The following is a 15,320-nucleotide window of genomic DNA, read 5'->3' on the forward strand; positions in this document are numbered from 1 at the left end:
CATGGAGAAGTCCACAGATTCGGCGCCGCTCGACAAGGGCACGCGGCGGGTTCATGTTCCCGCCATGGCCACCCGTCCTCCCCTTTTCACCATCGGCTACGAACAGGTCTCGTCCTCCGCCGTCCTCGACACGCTGAGCGCGGCCGGCGTCGAGCTGCTGGTGGATGTGCGTGCGGTCGCCGCCTCGCGTCGTGCCGGCTTTTCGAAGAGCCTGCTGGCGGCCGGCGTGGCGAGCCGGGACATCGGCTATCTGCACCTGCGCGGCCTCGGCACGCCGGCCGAAGGCCGCCAGGCCGCGCGAAGCGGGCATTACGACGAGTTGCGCCGCATCTACAATGCCCACCTCGCGACCCCGACCGCGCAGGAACAGCTCGACGAGCTGACCGAACTGGTGAAGGCCGGCAGGAAGGTCTGCCTGCTCTGCTTCGAACGGCATCCCGAGCACTGCCACCGCCAGATGATCGCCGACCTGATCTGCGAGCGGGTGGACGTGAAGGTGGAACATCTGGCGGCCCCGCCGGTCTGAGTCGCACAGCCGAGCGCACCTGCGACAAAACGCGCCATACCGACGCGAGCACAATACGAGACCAGCAATCAGCGATTGATTGAAGGTATTTCGGTGCAGTGCTCGCATAGGTCGTTACAACCTGATCGATCCACACCTTCGCGAGCGCGGCGATGTTTCCTTCGCCAGTGCCTATCCGCGTGCGCCTTCTGGCGGCGACGGCCGTCGTCACCTGCCTCGGTGGGGGAGCTGACGCCGACGAGCCGGGCGAACCGTCGCTTGAAGACCGGCTGTACTTCTACTCCGGCATGGATGTCGCCCGTGACAATGCCTATGGCTGGGGCGGCATGGCGTGGGCACCCTTCGCGCCGATGGACAAGGAAGGGCTGCGCCTGCGCACCCAGACCGGCGGCGGGCGCTATCGCTACCGCACACAGGCCGTGGCGGACGGCTGGAACATCGGCAACAAGCTGGAGGCCGAACTGCTCGTCGGCTGGCAGTTCCTGCGCGGGGCCCATGCTCTCGCCCTCTATGGCGGCGTGAACGTCGTCGACAACCAGCTCGACAAACCCGACCCCGGCAACCGCGACCAGGGCACCCAGGTCGGCGCGAAATTCGTGGCCGAATGGTTCTACCGGCTTGACGAGCGCTGGACGCTGACCGCCGCCATCGGTGGCTCCACCGCCGACGGGACCGTCTCGGGCCGCGCGACCGCCGGCTGGCGGGCAATGGAATGGCTCGACATCGGCGTCGAGACCGGCGCGACCACCGACTGGCTGGACGAGAGCGCCCGCGTCGGCGCCTTCCTCGCCGTCCCCTTCTCCGGCCGCGAGTTGCGGGCCGCCGGGGGATGGCGCTGGAGCAGCGACAGCGACGACGGCATGTACGGGACTCTGTCCGTCTACATGCCGTTCTAGGAAACAGGTACGCCCCGCCGTCGGAGGGGTCTCAGGCGTCTTCCGCCTTCATCCCCTCCAGAGCGGCCCGCGCGTCGACATCGGCGTGTTCGGCGATCTCGTGGATCTCCAGCGCCTCAAGCTCGTCGCGCGTGTCGATGTCGAGAAAGGCGCCATCGCCTTCCGCCGGCACCTCGACCACCAGATCGGCGTTCTCGGCGATGACGTGGCGGGCGCCGACATCGCCCTCCAGCGCCATCAGGGCCGGGAACAGGCGGCGCGCCCAGGCGACCGGGTTGCCCCGTCGCCCGTCCGCCACCGGAACCGCGATGAGCCGCCCCTCCTGCGGATCGATCGCGCTGGCGAGGCGGTCGACGAGCGCCGGATCCACCTTCGGCATGTCGCCGAGCATCACCACCGCGCGGTCGACCTCCTCCGGCAGGGCGGCGAGGCCGGCCCGCAGCGATGTCGACAGCCCGTCGGCGAAGGCGGGATTGTCAACGAAGACGACGTCGAGCCCGGCCAGCGCCGTGCGCACCTTCTCCGCCTCATGGCCGGTGACCACCACGACCGGCCGAGCCTTCGAGGCCCGCGCCGCCGTCACCGCCCGGCGCACCAGCGGCTCGCCGTGCAGCGGGGCCGAGAGCTTGTGGGCGTGCGGCATGCGCGTGCCACGCCCGGCGGCGAGGACGATGGCGGCGGCGCGACCGGTCACGGACGCAGCGCTCTCGCGCGGCTGCGGGCGAGTGGGAATCTCCATCAGCAATCCTCCGACGCCCATCATCATGATGTCGTCGCGCGACACCTCCAGGCCAGCCAGCAGGCGCCGGAGCACCCAGTCGAAACCATTCTCCTTCGGGCTGCGCGCGCAACCCGGCGCGCCGAGCACCGGCATCGCCCCAACGCGCCCGACCAGCAGAAGGTTGCCGGGATCGACGGGCATACCGAAATGGTCGATCCGCCCGCCGGCCGCCTCGATGCCGGCCGGAATCACATCACGCCGGTCGGCGATGGCGGAGGCGCCGAAGACGAGGGCGATCTCCGCGCCCTGCCCGGCGGCCCGCTCCAGCGCGACCGCAACCTCGTGCTCATCATGCCGCACGCGCTGCTCGAAGATGATGGAGGCGCCCGCGGCCGCCAGCCGGGCGGCAGTGACGCGCAGCGTCTTGGCGATGACCTTTTCCGTCAGACCCGGCAGCAGGGTCGAGACGACCGCGACGCGCGTGAGCCTATACGGCGCGACCGAGATCAGCGGTGCGGCGGCGCGCGCCAGCGCGTCCATCGTGGAGCCCGGCACGGCGAAGGGAATGACCTTCACCGTCGCCACCATCTGCCCAGCGTCGACCGCCGCGAAGGCCGGCAGCGTGGCCAGCGTCACCGCCTCGTCGATGCGGTTGAGGGCATCGATGCCGGCTCGCTCGACCGTCATCACGCCCGGCACCGCCGCCCGCAGGTTCACGCGGCCGGTAAAGGCGGCGTCGGCGCGGACATTGCTGCCGGAGACGGCGGCCGCGATGCCGGCGGCGGCCTTATCTTCGGCGACATCTCCCGGCTCCAGCCGGGCGGCCGTGATCTCCTCGACGCCGGCCGCGCGCAGCCGGGCGATGAGCGCGGCGTCGAGGAGAGTGCCCTTTCGCAGTTCGAGGTCCGGCAGGCGCAGCGAGTGCACCGCCAGAGCCCCAAGCACCTCATCGAGCGGAACCCGGCCGAACTTCACGCAGCCTGTCCCCGCATGGCTGGCCGACGGCGCAGTTCGCCGATGATCTCGGCAAGGACGGAGACCGCGATCTCCGCCGGGCTCGCGGCGCCGATGTCGAGCCCGATGGGGGCATGGATCGTCGCCAGCGCCTCGCGCGAAACGCCACGCGCCGCCAACCGCTCCAGCCGGGCGCCATGTGTCTTGCGTGAGCCGAGGGCCCCCACATAGAAGCACCCGGCCGCCAGCGCCTCGGTCAGCGCGGGATCGTCGATCTTGGGATCGTGCGTCAACGCGGCCACGGCGGTGAACGGATCGAGGCCGATGCGCGGCAGCACGACGTCCGGCCATTCCGCCCTGAGATCGACGCCGGGAAAACGCTCGGATGTGGCGAAGGCGGTGCGGGGGTCGATGACGGTGACGTCGAGCCCCGCCATGGACGCCATCGGCGCCAGCGCCTGCGAGATATGCACCGCTCCGGTGATGACGAGGCGCGGCGACGGTACCTGAACGGTCAGGAAGAGGCGTTGGTTTCCGGCCTCGACCAGCCGGCTGCGACCGCTGCGCAGCGCCTCGCCCAGCACTTCCGCGAGCGGATCGCCCGCGATGCCGGAAGGCGTGACCAGCCGCTGCCGGCCGCTGGCGAGCTCGGTGACCAGAATGCTGGCGCGCCGCGCCGCCCGCTCCGCATTGAGAGCCTCAAGAACGGCAAGCTCCATCAGGCGACCTTCTCGACATAGACGGCGATGCGCCCGCCGCAGGAAAGACCGACCTGCCAGGCGGTCTCGTCGGCGACGCCGAACTCCAGAAGGCGCGGCGCGCCGTCGGCGATCACCTCGGCGGCCTCCGCGACGACCGCTCCCTCGACGCAGCCGCCGGATACCGAACCGAGGAAATTGCCGGCCTCGTCGATGGCGAGGTGACTGCCCACCGGACGGGGCGCCGAGCCCCAGGTCTCGACGACCGTGGCCAGCGCCACGCCGCGCCCCTCGCGCCGCCAGCCGGCGGCCGCCTCGAGCACGTCTTCCTCACGCGCGAACATGGCGCCTCCTCATCATGTACGGCGGAATATAACGCAGCCTCTCGCAGCCGCCTTGCCGATATTCACGGAAAGGATCACAAAGCCGCGCATGAACCGCCCGCTTTCATCCCCCTCCGTCTCGGCGCTGCCGGCGCGCACCCTGCGCAGCCTGGACGAGCTTGCCGATGCCGGCCTGCTGGCGCCCGATGCCGGGCTCGAGAAGGTCGCCGGCCGCTATGCCGTCGCGGTGACGCCGACGCTGGCGGGCCTTATCGACCGCGACGACCCCGCCGACCCGATCTCCCGCCAGTTCATCCCCGACGCGCGCGAGCTGGAGACCCGGCCGGAGGAGCGCGAGGACCCCATCGGCGATCATGCGCACAGCCCGGTGCCCGGCATCGTGCACCGCTATCCCGACCGGGTGCTGCTGAAGCTGGTCGGCGTCTGCGCCGTCTACTGCCGCTTCTGCTTCCGCCGCGAGATGGTCGGGCCGGGGGCGGAGACCAGCCTTTCCGAGGACGCGCTGGAAGACGCCATCTCCTATATCGCCGGCCATCCCGAGATCTGGGAGGTCGTGCTGACCGGCGGCGACCCCTTCGTCGTCGCCCCGCGCCGTCTCGCCCTGCTGATGGAACGCCTCGCGGCCATCGGGCATGTCAAGATCGTGCGCTTCCACACCCGCGTGCCGGTCGCCGCGCCGGAGCGCGTCACGGCCGCCCTCGTCGAGGCGATCCGCGTGCCGGGCGTGACATCCTATGTCGCCGTCCACGCCAACCATGCAAGCGAGCTGGCCGACGAGGCCCGCGCCGCCCTCGCCCGCCTGGCGGATGCCGGCGTCGCTCTGGTCGGCCAGAGCGTGCTGCTCGCCGGCGTCAACGACCATGAGGCCACGCTCGCCGCGCTGTTCCGTGCCCTCGTGGAATGCCGGGTGAAGCCCTACTACCTCCACCATCCCGACCTCGCGCCCGGTACCGCCCATTTCCGGCTGAGCATCGCGCGGGGGCAGGAACTGATGCGGGCCCTGCGCGGGCGCGTCTCCGGCCTCGCCTTGCCGACCTATGTGCTCGACATACCCGGCGGCCACGGCAAGGTTCCGATCGGCCCCGGCTGGCTGGAGCCGACGCCGGAGGGCTGGCGCGTCACCGATTATTGCGGCGGTGTGCATGCCTATGGAGAGGCGGTGTGAACCGACCTTCCGCGGCCGACGTGGTGGTGATCGGCGCCGGCGCGGCCGGGATGATGTGCGCCATCGAGGCGGGACGGCGCGGGCGGCGGGTCGTCCTCATCGATCACGCACGCGCGCCCGGCGAGAAGATCCGCATCTCCGGCGGCGGAAGGTGCAACTTCACCAATCTCGACGCCGCGCCGCGCAACTATCTCTCCGCCAATGCCGGCTTCTGCATCTCGGCGTTGAAGCGCTTCACCCAGCACGATTTCGTCAGGCGGGTGGAGGCGCGCGGCATCGCCTATCATGAGAAGACGCTGGGCCAGCTCTTCTGTGACGGCTCCTCGCGGCAGATCGTGGACATGCTCACCGACGAACTGCGTGCCGCCGGTGCCGAGTTGAAGCTGTCGACCTCGGTGACGGGTTATGAGCGGACGGGCGACGGCTTCACGCTCGCCACCACGGAAGGCGCCCTCACCTGCCGCTCGCTGGTGATCGCCACCGGCGGCAAGTCGATACCGAAGATGGGCGCAACCGGCTTCGGCTACGAGGTTGCCGAACGCTTCGGCCTCAAGGTGCAGTCCACCCGCCCCGGCCTCGTGCCGCTGACGCTCGATCCGGCTCTGCTGGAACGCCTGGCCCCGCTCGCCGGCGTCGGCGTCGAGGCCCGCCTGCGGCACGGCAAGACCCGGTTCGACGAGGGCCTGCTGTTCACCCATCGCGGCCTTTCCGGCCCGGCTGTGCTGCAGATTTCCTCCTACTGGCGCGAGGGCGACGAGATCGAGGTCGCGCTCGCCCCAAGCAAGGATGTCTTCACGCATCTGCGGACGGCACGGGCGGCAAATGGCCGGCAGGCGCCGGCCACGGTGCTCGCCGGGCTGCTGCCGAAGCGCCTGGCGCAGATGATCGCCGACCGCGAAGCCGGCGCACGCAATCTCGCGGATCTCTCCGACAAGGTGCTGCAACGCATCGACGGGGCGGTGAACGGCTGGAAGCTGAAGCCAACCGGATCGGAAGGCTACCGCACCGCCGAGGTGACGCTCGGCGGGGTCGATACCGACGGGCTGGATTCGCGCACCATGCAGGCACGCGACGTCCCGGGCCTCTATTTCATCGGCGAGGTGGTGGACGTCACCGGCTGGCTTGGCGGCTATAATTTCCAGTGGGCGTGGTCGTCCGGCTGGGTTGCCGGGCAATGCGCGTGAACCGTCGTCAGATCACACGATAGCTGCGCCCGAGATAAGCGAGCTTGCCGCCGTCGGGACCGAGCGTGACCGCCTCGACCCGCCCGACCAGCACGTCATGCGTGGCGATGGTGCGCGCCTCGACCAGCCGGCACTCGAACACCGCGATAGCCCCTTGCAAACAGGGCACGCCGAGCGCGCCTTCACGCCAGTGGCCGACGGAAAAACGCGGCTCGCCGGACGCAGCGGTGCGCCCGCCGAAGCTCTCGGCGACGGCCTGGTGCTCGCCGGCCAGCATATTGACGGCGAATCGGCCCGCCTGCCGGAAGGCGGAGGCCGAGCGGATGCGGCGGTTGAGGCAGACCAGCAATGTCGGCGGGCTATCCGACACGGAGGCGACCGCGGTGGCGGTGAAACCGGCGCGCCCCTCCTCGCCATGCGTCGTGATCACGTGGACCGCCGCAACGAGGCGGCTCATCGCCTCCCGATAGAGACCCGGCTCGACCAGCCGCTCCACGCCATGACCCCTCACTTCGTCCAAAGCGTCCTCACCCTGTCACGCACGCTGCGATCCTACGCGGCCCGCCGGCGTCGAACAGACCCGCGCTGTGCATAACTCCCCGCGGGGAATTTTGAAAACCGCTCGCATACAAAGCCCAACTTGGCAGAAACGTGACGAAAAGGTGAAGGCGCCAGACGGATACGTTGCACACAACGCCCTTCGCAACCGATTGAACTGCAAAGGATTTCGGAAAAACGGTATTTTTGCACCGTTGCATCACTCCTTTCGATCGATTGCATTTCGTCTTTCGATCGAATTGTATCGGAGCGCGGTGCAGGCTAAGAGTCAGAGACGCACACGTTACGGGCACGAACAGAATATATGCAAAAGCCCGGCGCGCGCGTCTTCCGCATAACGGCTGAGGGGAGCCGGAAAAAAATATGGATGTTTTCGTTCAGCAGCTCATCAACGGGCTGACGCTCGGCTCGATCTACGGGCTGATCGCCATCGGCTACACGATGGTCTTCGGCATCATCGGCATGGTGAACTTCGCCCATGGCGACGTGTTCATGGTCTCGGCCTTCATCGCCCTGATCTGTTTCCTGCTGCTCACCACGGTTCTCGGCATCACCTCGATCTTCCTGGCGCTGGCCATCGTGCTGGTCGTGGCGATGTTCTTCACCTCGCTGGTCAGCTGGGCGATCGAACGGGTGGCCTACCGGCCGCTGCGAGGCTCGTTCCGCCTCGCGCCGATGATCTCGGCGATCGGCATGTCGATCTTCCTCGCCAATTTCGTCCAGGTCACACAGGGCCCGCGCAACAAGCCGGTGCCGCCGATGATCACCGACGTGATCGTGCTGATGGATTCCGGCGGCTATCAGGTCACGCTGGCCTGGAAGCAGGTCATCATCATGGTGGTGACGGCGCTGCTGCTCGGCGGGTTCTGGTACCTCGTGCAGAAGACCTCGCTCGGCCGCGCCCAGCGCGCCGTGGAACAGGACCGCAAGATGGCGGCGCTGCTCGGCATCAACGTCGACCACACCATCTCGCTCACCTTCGTCATCGGCGCCGCGCTCGCGGCCGTCGCCGGCGTGATGTACCTGATGTACTACGGCGTCGCGAACTTCGCGGATGGCTTCGTGCCGGGCGTGAAGGCCTTCACCGCGGCCGTGCTGGGCGGCATCGGCTCGCTGCCGGGCGCCGTGCTTGGCGGGCTGCTGATCGGGCTCATCGAGACCTTCTGGTCGGCCTATTTCTCCATCGAATACAAGGACGTGGCGGCGTTCTCGATCCTCGCCATCACGCTGATCTTCATGCCGCAGGGCCTGCTGGGCCGGCCTGAGGTCGAAAAGGTCTGAGGTCACACATCATGGCTGTCCAGACCGCCGAAACCGCCCCGTCCGCGGCCCAGGCCGCCGATGCCGGCTCCGCGGTGGCGCACGCCTTCAAGGATGCGTTCGTCACCGGCCTCATCGCCCTCGGCCTGCTCGGGCCTCTGATCGGCTTCGAGACCATCATCATCGACGGCGCGCTCGGGCTCGGCTACCGGCCCTCGCTGCTCGCCATCATGGTGGGCATCATCTTCGCCGGCCGGCTGCTGCTGAACCTCACCATATGGTCGCCGAACCGGCGCCCCCGGACGCGTACCGGCCCCACGGTGTTCGACCGCGCCGGCGTCGCGGTCGGCCCGGTCGTGAAGCCGGCCCTGCTGGCCTTCGCGGCGACGTTCCCGTTCATCGCCTCCTACACATTGGGCGGCTGGAACGAGAGCCGCTACCTGATCGACCTCGGTATCCTCATCCTCACCTATGTGATGCTGGGCTGGGGCCTGAACATCGTGGTGGGCCTCGCCGGCCTGCTCGACCTCGGCTACGTCGCCTTCTACGCGGTGGGCGCCTACACCTACGCGCTGCTCGCCACCTCGGCGCCGGTGAACGGCTTCTTCGCCGGCCTGCTCGGCGAAACCTTCTGGGCCAACTGGGCGTTCTGGATCTGCCTGCCGGTCGCCGGCCTCTTCGCCGGCCTCTGGGGCATGATCCTCGGCTTCCCGGTGCTGCGCCTGCGCGGCGACTATCTCGCCATCGTCACCCTGGCTTTCGGCGAGATCATCCGCCTGGTGCTCATCAACTGGGTCGACTTCACCGGCGGCGGCGCCGGCATCGCCTCGATCCCGCGCGCCACCTTCTTCGGCGTCCCGTTCACCCGTGACGAGGACGGCTTCGCGGCGCTGTTCGGGCTCGAATTCAACCCGATGCACCGCATCGTCTTCCTCTATTTCGTCATCCTGGCACTGGCGCTGATCACCGCCTTCGCGACGGTACGGCTGCGCAAGCTGCCGGTCGGGCGGGCCTGGGAAGCGCTGCGCGAAGACGAGATCGCCTGCCGCTCGCTCGGCATCAACACCACCAACGTGAAGCTGTCGGCCTTCGCCACCGGCGCCATGTTCGGCGGCTTCGCCGGCTGCTTCTTCGCCGTGCGCGCCGGCTTCGTCAGCCCGGAAAGCTTCACCTTCGACGTCTCGGCGATGATCCTCGCTATCGTCGTGCTGGGCGGCATGGGCTCGCAGGTCGGCGTCGCCGTCGCGGCGGCGGTGATGATGGGCGGCATGGAGATGCTGCGCAATCTCGGCTTCCTCAAGCAGGTCTTCGGCAACGATTTCGACCCGAGCCTCTACCGCATGCTGATCTTCGGCTTCGCCATGGTCGCGATCATGGTGTGGAAGCCGCGCGGCCTCGTCTCGACGCGTGACCCCACGATCTTCCTGAAGGAACGCAAGGCGGTCTCCGGCGATCTCGTGAAGGAGGGCCACGGCTGATGGCGACCTCACCCGAAAACGGCACCCACCGCTGGGACGTCGACCCCATCCTTTCCGTCGAGCACCTGTTCATGCGCTTCGGCGGTCTGATCGCGGTGAACGACCTCAGCTTCAAGGTCGGGCGCGGCGACATCACCGCGCTGATCGGGCCCAACGGTGCCGGCAAGACCACGGTGTTCAACTGCATCACCGGCTTCTACAAGCCGAGCGAGGGACGTCTGGTGCTGGCGCATGGACGCGCGCCGACGCCGGACGAGGTCGCCGAGGTGACCCGCGTCGGCGAGCGCGCGCTCGCCGGCCCGCAATCCGGCGTGTACCTGCTGGAGCGCATGCCCGACTACGCCGTCTCCGGCCAGGCCAAGGTGGCACGTACCTTCCAGAACATCCGTCTATTCACCGGCATGACCGTGCTGGAGAACCTGATGGTCGCCCAGCACAACGCGCTGATGGCCGCCTCGGGCTTCTCCATCAAGGGCCTGCTCGGCCTGCCAGGCTGGGCGAGCGCCCAGCGCGCCGCCACCGAGAAGGCGACGTACTGGCTGGAGAAGGTCAACCTGATCGACCGCGCAGACGATCCAGCCGGCGACCTGCCCTACGGCGCCCAGCGTAGGCTGGAGATCGCCCGCGCCATGTGCTCGGACCCGATCCTGCTCTGCCTCGACGAACCGGCCGCCGGCCTCAATCCGCGCGAGAGCCTCGAGCTCAACACGCTGCTGCGCGCCATCCGCGCCGAGCATGGAACCTCGATCCTGCTGATCGAGCACGACATGAGCGTGGTGATGGAGATCTCCGACCACGTGGTCGTGCTCGACTACGGCACCAAGATCTCGGACGGCACGCCGGAAGCGGTGAAGAACGATCCGCGCGTCATCGCCGCCTATCTCGGCGTCGACGAGGACGCGGTGGAAGAGGTCGAGGCCGCCATCAACGCCGACACGCATGCGACGGGGACGAGCTCGTGAGCGACACTCTCACCGTAACCCCGCCCGCCACCGCCCCCCTCGCCCCGCGTAGCGACGAGCCCATGCTGTCGGTACGCGGCGTCAAGACGTTCTACGGGAACATCATGGCGCTGAAGGGCGTCGACGTGGACGTCTACAAGGGCGAGATCGTCACCCTGATCGGCTCCAACGGCGCCGGCAAGTCGACCCTGATGATGACGATCTTCGGCCAGCCGCGTCCGCGCGAGGGGACGATCGTCTATGAGGGGCGCGACATCACCAAGGTGCCGACCCACGAGATCGCGCAGCTGAAGATCGCCCAGTCCCCCGAGGGCCGGCGCATCTTCCCGCGCATGACCGTGTTCGAGAACCTGCAGATGGGCGCCGCCGTCGACGGCTTCGCCCATTTCGACGAGGATCTGCAGAAGGTCTTCACGCTGTTCCCCCGCCTCAAGGAGCGCATCACCCAGCGCGGCGGCACGCTGTCCGGCGGCGAGCAGCAGATGCTCGCCATCGGCCGCGCGCTTATGAGCCGGCCCCGCCTCTTGATGCTGGACGAGCCCTCGCTCGGCCTCGCCCCGCTGATCGTGCGGCAGATCTTCGACGCCATCCGCGAGCTCAACCGCACGGAGGGGCTGACCGTCTTCCTCGTCGAGCAGAACGCCTTCCACGCGCTCAAGCTCGCCCATCGCGGCTACGTGCTGGTGAACGGCCTCGTCACCCTGTCGGGCCAGGGCAAGGAACTGCTGGAACGCCCCGAGGTGCGGGCCGCCTATCTCGAAGGAGGGGCGCATTGATGTCGGAACGCACCGGAACCCTGATCGCCCAGGGCAGCCCCAGCAGCCTCGCCGTCGTCGTCCCCGCGCTCGTCGTCGTGGCGGTGCTCGCCGCCGCCGTCTTCGCGCCGGAGCTGGTTGTGGAGGTCTCGCGCGGCGACTTCCTGCTCGTCACCGTCTTCCTCGGTGGCGGCGCCGCCTGGCTGACCGGGCGTTCGATCGCCCGCACGTGGCGCAGCTACCGGCAGGCGGTGATCTACGCCGTCCTGCTCGGCTGCGTGGTCCGCTTCTTCCACTACGCGCTGTTCGAGGGCACGCTGCTCTCCCTGCAGCATTTCATCAGCGACACTGCCTTTCTGACCGCGATCACCACGCTCGGCTTCCGCGCCGAGCGCGCCGCGCAAATGGGCACGCGCTACGGCTGGCTCTACCGTCAGTCCGGCCCCGTCGGCTGGTCCGAGACCGCCCCGTCGGGCGCCCCGGGAGAAGCTCCGTGAGCGCCTTCGCAGGCTTTCGCTCCGTCATCGACATGCCCGCGAAAAGGGGCATGATACCGGCACGCGGCGCGTGTTACCGTGTCGTCGAGGCGGCGAGAAAACTACCCTTCCAGAACCAGGAGAGAAGTTCATGAAGAAGCTTCTGTTTGCCGGCATCGCGCTCGGCGCCATGGCAGCGCTCGCCGTCCCGGCGTCCGCGCAGGTCAAGGTCGGCGTGGGCGGCCCGATCACCGGTGCCAACGCGACCTTCGGCGCCCAGCTGAAGAACGGCGCCGAGCAGTGGGCCGCCGACGTCAACGCCAAGGGCGGCATTCTCGGCGAGAAGGTCGAGCTGATCGTCGGCGACGACGCCTCCAAGCCCGAGCAGGGCGTCTCGGTGGCCAACAAGTTCGTGTCCGACGGCGTGAAGGTGGTCCTCGGCCACTTCAACTCCGGCGTGTCGATCCCGGCCTCCGAGCAGTATGAGGAAGCCGGCGTTCTCCAGCTGACGCCGGCCTCGACCAACCCGACCTTCACCGAGCGCAAGATGTGGAACACCTTCCGCGTCTGCGGTCGCGATGACCAGCAGGGCACGGTGGCGGGCAACTACATCGCCAAGAACTTCAAGGACAAGAAGGTTGCGATCGTCCACGACAAGACCCCCTACGGCAAGGGTCTCGCCGACGAGACGCAGAAGGCGATGAACGCCGCCGGCATCAAGGAAGTGGCGTACGAAGGCATCAACCCGGGCGAGAAGGACTATTCGGCCCTCGTCTCCAAGCTGAAGGCCGCGGGCGTCGACCTGCTCTACTACGGCGGCCTGCACACGGAAGCCGGCCTGCTGGTCCGCCAGATGCGCGACCAGGGCATGCAGACCGTGCTCTTCTCGGGTGACGGCATCACCGACAAGGAATACTGGACCATCGCCGGTCCGGGCGCCGCGGGCACCCTCATGACCTTCGGTCCCGATCCGCGCAACAACCCCGCCGCCAAGGACGCCGTCGCCGCGTTCAAGGCCAAGGGCATCGATCCGGAAGGCTACGTCCTCTACACCTACGCCGCCGGCCAGATCTTCCAGCAGGCCGCCGAGGCCATCAAGTCGACCGACCCCAAGAAGGTCGCCGACTACATCCACTCCGGCGCCAAGTTCTCGACCGTTCTGGGCGACTTGACCTTCGACAAGAAGGGCGACCGTACCAGCCTCGACTACGTGCTGTACGTCTGGAAGGACGGCGGCTACACCCAGATGTGAGCCGAAAGGCCGCGCTTCCTTACGGAAAGCAGCATCCTTCAGGAACCCGCCGGAGCGATCCGGCGGGTTTCGTCGTTCAGAGACCCCACATCAGCTTGCGGCAGAAGGGTGCGAACCGAAGGAGAAAACGAATCGGAGGGAAAACGGGCAGAGCGGCTCTGCCCGTGGTCACGATCTCAGCCGAAACTCGACAGCGCCGGGAAGGTTTCCAGCAGCCAGAAGCTCATCTGCGCCATCCAGCCGGAGAGGAAGCCGATGCCGGTGAGCACCAGCAGCCCACCCATCACCTTCTCGACCACCGGCAGGTAGCGCCGAGCGTGGCCGAGCAGGCCGAGCGCCGGCCGCGCCATGGCGGCCACCGCGAGGAAGGGCACGCCGAGGCCGGCGGAATAGGTGGCGAGCAGCCCCGCCCCGCGCGTCAGCGTCTGCTCGCTCGCCGCCACGGCGAGGATGGCCGCCAGCACCGGGCCGATGCAGGGCGTCCAGCCGAAGGCGAAGGCGAGCCCCATCACATAGGCGCCCGCCAGCGTCGACGGCGCATCGACATGCACGCGCTTGCTGCGCGTCAGCCAGCCGAGCCGAAGCACACCGAGAAAGTGCAGCCCCATCAGCAGGATGGCGACGCCCGCGACGATGGCCAGTTCCTGCGAATAGAGCCGCAGATAGCTGCCGGCGACCGACGCGCCCGCCCCGAGCGCCACGAAGACCGTGGAAAAGCCGGCGACGAACACCATCGCCGCGCCGAGCGTGCGCCAGGCGGCAACGTCGGTCGGGGCCTTGTGCGTGATCTGGTCGAGGCTCGTCCCAGCGAGGTAGCACAGATAGGGCGGCACCAGCGGCAGGACGCAGGGCGAGGCGAAGCTGGCGATACCGGCCACGAAGGCGGCCGGAAGAGTGACGTCGGCCATGAAATAGGCAACCTTAGCCGTTCCGAGAGCTTCCCAATGCACGCCCGCACCGGCTTAGGCAATGCGGCGGCTTGGCCTCTCGCCGGGATGTGATGCGCGTGAGCGAGGAACCGATGCGTAACCTGATCACCGACGTCGCCGGCCTGAAGGTCGGCCATGCCACCGACCTCGACCTCGCTTCCGGTGTCACCGCCATCCTCTTCGATGAGCCGGCCGTCGCCTCGGTCGACGTGCGCGGCGGCGGGCCGGGCACACGTGAGACCGATCTGCTGGCACCCGACGAAACGGTGGGTGCCATCCACGCGGTGACTCTCTCCGGCGGCTCCGCCTTCGGTCTCGACGCTGCCGCCGGGGTGATGGCCGCGCTGGCCGAGCAGGGGATCGGCTATCACGTCGGCACGGCGCTGGTGCCTATCGTCCCCGGCGCGGTGCTGTTCGACCTCATCAATGGCGGCAACAAGGACTGGGGCCGCTTCGCCCCCTATCGCGACCTCGGCTATGCCGCCGCCAACGCGGCCGGCCTCGACATGCCGCTGGGTACGGTCGGCGCGGGCACCGGCGCCACCACGGTGAACCTCAAGGGCGGCCTCGGCTCCGCCTCGATGGTGGCGGCATCCGGCCATACGGTGGGAGCGCTGGTGGCGGTCAATGCCTGCGGCGCGACGAACCTGCCGGACGCGCCGCATTTCTGGGCCGCGCCTTTCGAGCAGTACGGCGAATTCGGCGGGCTCGGCCTGCCCTCCCCGCTGCCGGTCCTGCCGGAACGTCCGCCGTTGAAGGGCCTGCCCCCCGGGGCCAACACCACCATCGCCCTCGTCGCCACCGATGCGATGCTGACCAAGGCTCAGTGCAAGCGCCTCGCGGTGATGGCGCATGACGGCTACGCCCATGCCATCTGGCCGGTGCACACGCCGCTCGACGGCGACACCATCTTCGCCGCCGCCACCGGCCGGCGGCCGCTCGTCGATCCGGTATTCGACCTTGCCCTGATCGGCGACGCAGTGGTGCGCACCCTCGCCCGTGCCTGCGCCCGCGCCGTCCATGAGGCGACCGCGCTGCCGCAGCCCGGCACCCTGCCCGCCTGGCGGGATTTGTGGGGTTGAGCCCGGCTTATTGACGGGGACGCAATAAGACCGGGCTATTGTCGTCTTTGCAGCCCGGCTTGTCGCATCTGTCCAATCGG

General features: G+C 68.6%; 16 protein-coding genes. 11 read left to right on the forward strand and 5 right to left on the reverse strand.

The features are described 5' to 3' along the window. Positions 1-64 precede the first annotated feature (64 nt). Positions 65-526, forward strand: a complete 462-nt coding sequence (locus STARVERO_RS11705; RefSeq protein ID WP_159601740.1) for a DUF488 domain-containing protein — start codon at positions 65-67, stop codon at positions 524-526. Between the two features lie 152 nt (positions 527-678). After that, the gene (bcsS, locus tag STARVERO_RS11710) at positions 679-1,422 is read left to right on the forward strand and encodes a cellulose biosynthesis protein BcsS (RefSeq protein ID WP_159598965.1); all 744 of its coding nucleotides are present in this window, start codon (positions 679-681) and stop codon (positions 1,420-1,422) included. 31 nt (positions 1,423-1,453) lie between these two features. Here bcsS and STARVERO_RS11715 read toward each other — a convergent pair whose 3' ends face one another. From STARVERO_RS11715 to STARVERO_RS11725, 3 genes are read right to left on the reverse strand one after another with little or no spacing between them, the layout of a single operon-like run. Beyond that, positions 1,454-3,118: an NTP transferase domain-containing protein gene (locus STARVERO_RS11715; RefSeq protein WP_159598966.1), complete on the reverse strand. Its 1,665-nt coding sequence runs from the start codon at positions 3,116-3,118 to the stop codon at positions 1,454-1,456. After that, entirely contained in the window at positions 3,115-3,816 is a 702-nt protein-coding gene (locus STARVERO_RS11720; protein WP_159598967.1) for an XdhC family protein, read from the reverse strand. The genes STARVERO_RS11715 and STARVERO_RS11720 overlap by 4 nt, the downstream gene beginning before the upstream one ends. Beyond that, complete coding sequence (locus STARVERO_RS11725; protein WP_159598968.1) at positions 3,816-4,139, reverse strand: XdhC family protein; 324 nt, start codon at positions 4,137-4,139, stop codon at positions 3,816-3,818. The genes STARVERO_RS11720 and STARVERO_RS11725 overlap by 1 nt, the downstream gene beginning before the upstream one ends. Before the next feature lie 88 nt (positions 4,140-4,227). Here STARVERO_RS11725 and STARVERO_RS11730 point away from each other — a divergent pair, with 88 nt between their 5' ends. Further along, complete coding sequence (locus STARVERO_RS11730; protein ID WP_159598969.1) at positions 4,228-5,304, forward strand: lysine-2,3-aminomutase-like protein; 1,077 nt, start codon at positions 4,228-4,230, stop codon at positions 5,302-5,304. Further along, on the forward strand, positions 5,301-6,488 hold the full coding sequence (locus tag STARVERO_RS11735; protein ID WP_159598970.1) for a BaiN/RdsA family NAD(P)/FAD-dependent oxidoreductase: 1,188 nt from the start codon (positions 5,301-5,303) through the stop codon (positions 6,486-6,488). Before STARVERO_RS11730 ends, STARVERO_RS11735 begins: the two co-directional genes overlap by 4 nt. 7 nt (positions 6,489-6,495) lie before the next feature. Here the strand turns inward: STARVERO_RS11735 and STARVERO_RS11740 are convergent, their stop codons facing one another. Beyond that, the gene (locus STARVERO_RS11740) at positions 6,496-6,999 is read right to left on the reverse strand and encodes a flavin reductase (protein ID WP_244616904.1); all 504 of its coding nucleotides are present in this window, start codon (positions 6,997-6,999) and stop codon (positions 6,496-6,498) included. A 410-nt stretch (positions 7,000-7,409) separates the two neighbouring features. Between STARVERO_RS11740 and STARVERO_RS11745 the strand changes: the two genes are divergently transcribed. The 6 genes from STARVERO_RS11745 to STARVERO_RS11770 all read left to right on the forward strand — a co-directional run bounded on the left by STARVERO_RS11745 (position 7,410) and on the right by STARVERO_RS11770 (position 13,229). Next, a complete protein-coding gene (locus tag STARVERO_RS11745; RefSeq protein WP_144342703.1) occupies positions 7,410-8,327 on the forward strand; it encodes a branched-chain amino acid ABC transporter permease in 918 nt (305 codons plus the stop codon). 11 nt (positions 8,328-8,338) lie between these two features. Further along, positions 8,339-9,784 carry a high-affinity branched-chain amino acid ABC transporter permease LivM gene (gene livM, locus STARVERO_RS11750; RefSeq protein WP_159598971.1) on the forward strand — a complete coding sequence of 482 codons (1,446 nt, stop codon included), beginning with the start codon at positions 8,339-8,341 and terminating at the stop codon, positions 9,782-9,784. After that, positions 9,784-10,746, forward strand: coding sequence for an ABC transporter ATP-binding protein (locus tag STARVERO_RS11755; RefSeq protein WP_159598972.1), 963 nt, complete (start codon positions 9,784-9,786; stop codon positions 10,744-10,746). Before livM ends, STARVERO_RS11755 begins: the two co-directional genes overlap by 1 nt. A gap of 62 nt (positions 10,747-10,808) precedes the next feature. Next, positions 10,809-11,522 carry an ABC transporter ATP-binding protein gene (locus tag STARVERO_RS11760; protein ID WP_186291913.1) on the forward strand — a complete coding sequence of 238 codons (714 nt, stop codon included), beginning with the start codon at positions 10,809-10,811 and terminating at the stop codon, positions 11,520-11,522. A 113-nt stretch (positions 11,523-11,635) separates the two neighbouring features. Next, on the forward strand, positions 11,636-11,998 hold the full coding sequence (locus tag STARVERO_RS11765; RefSeq protein WP_200837909.1) for a DUF6867 family protein: 363 nt from the start codon (positions 11,636-11,638) through the stop codon (positions 11,996-11,998). A 130-nt stretch (positions 11,999-12,128) separates the two neighbouring features. Next, positions 12,129-13,229, forward strand: coding sequence for a branched-chain amino acid ABC transporter substrate-binding protein (locus STARVERO_RS11770; RefSeq protein WP_144342698.1), 1,101 nt, complete (start codon positions 12,129-12,131; stop codon positions 13,227-13,229). 176 nt (positions 13,230-13,405) lie between these two features. On the opposite strand, the gene STARVERO_RS11775 is transcribed toward STARVERO_RS11770, so the two are convergent. Beyond that, positions 13,406-14,137, reverse strand: a complete 732-nt coding sequence (locus tag STARVERO_RS11775; RefSeq protein WP_144342697.1) for a cytochrome c biogenesis CcdA family protein — start codon at positions 14,135-14,137, stop codon at positions 13,406-13,408. 113 nt (positions 14,138-14,250) lie between these two features. On the opposite strand from STARVERO_RS11775, the gene STARVERO_RS11780 reads away from it, so the two are divergent. Next, positions 14,251-15,240, forward strand: a complete 990-nt coding sequence (locus STARVERO_RS11780; protein WP_159601742.1) for a P1 family peptidase — start codon at positions 14,251-14,253, stop codon at positions 15,238-15,240. Positions 15,241-15,320: the final 80 nt, after the last annotated feature.

It is taken from the genome of Starkeya nomas (assembly GCF_902703545.1).
Taxonomy (GTDB): Bacteria; Pseudomonadota; Alphaproteobacteria; order Rhizobiales; family Xanthobacteraceae; genus Ancylobacter; species Ancylobacter moscoviensis.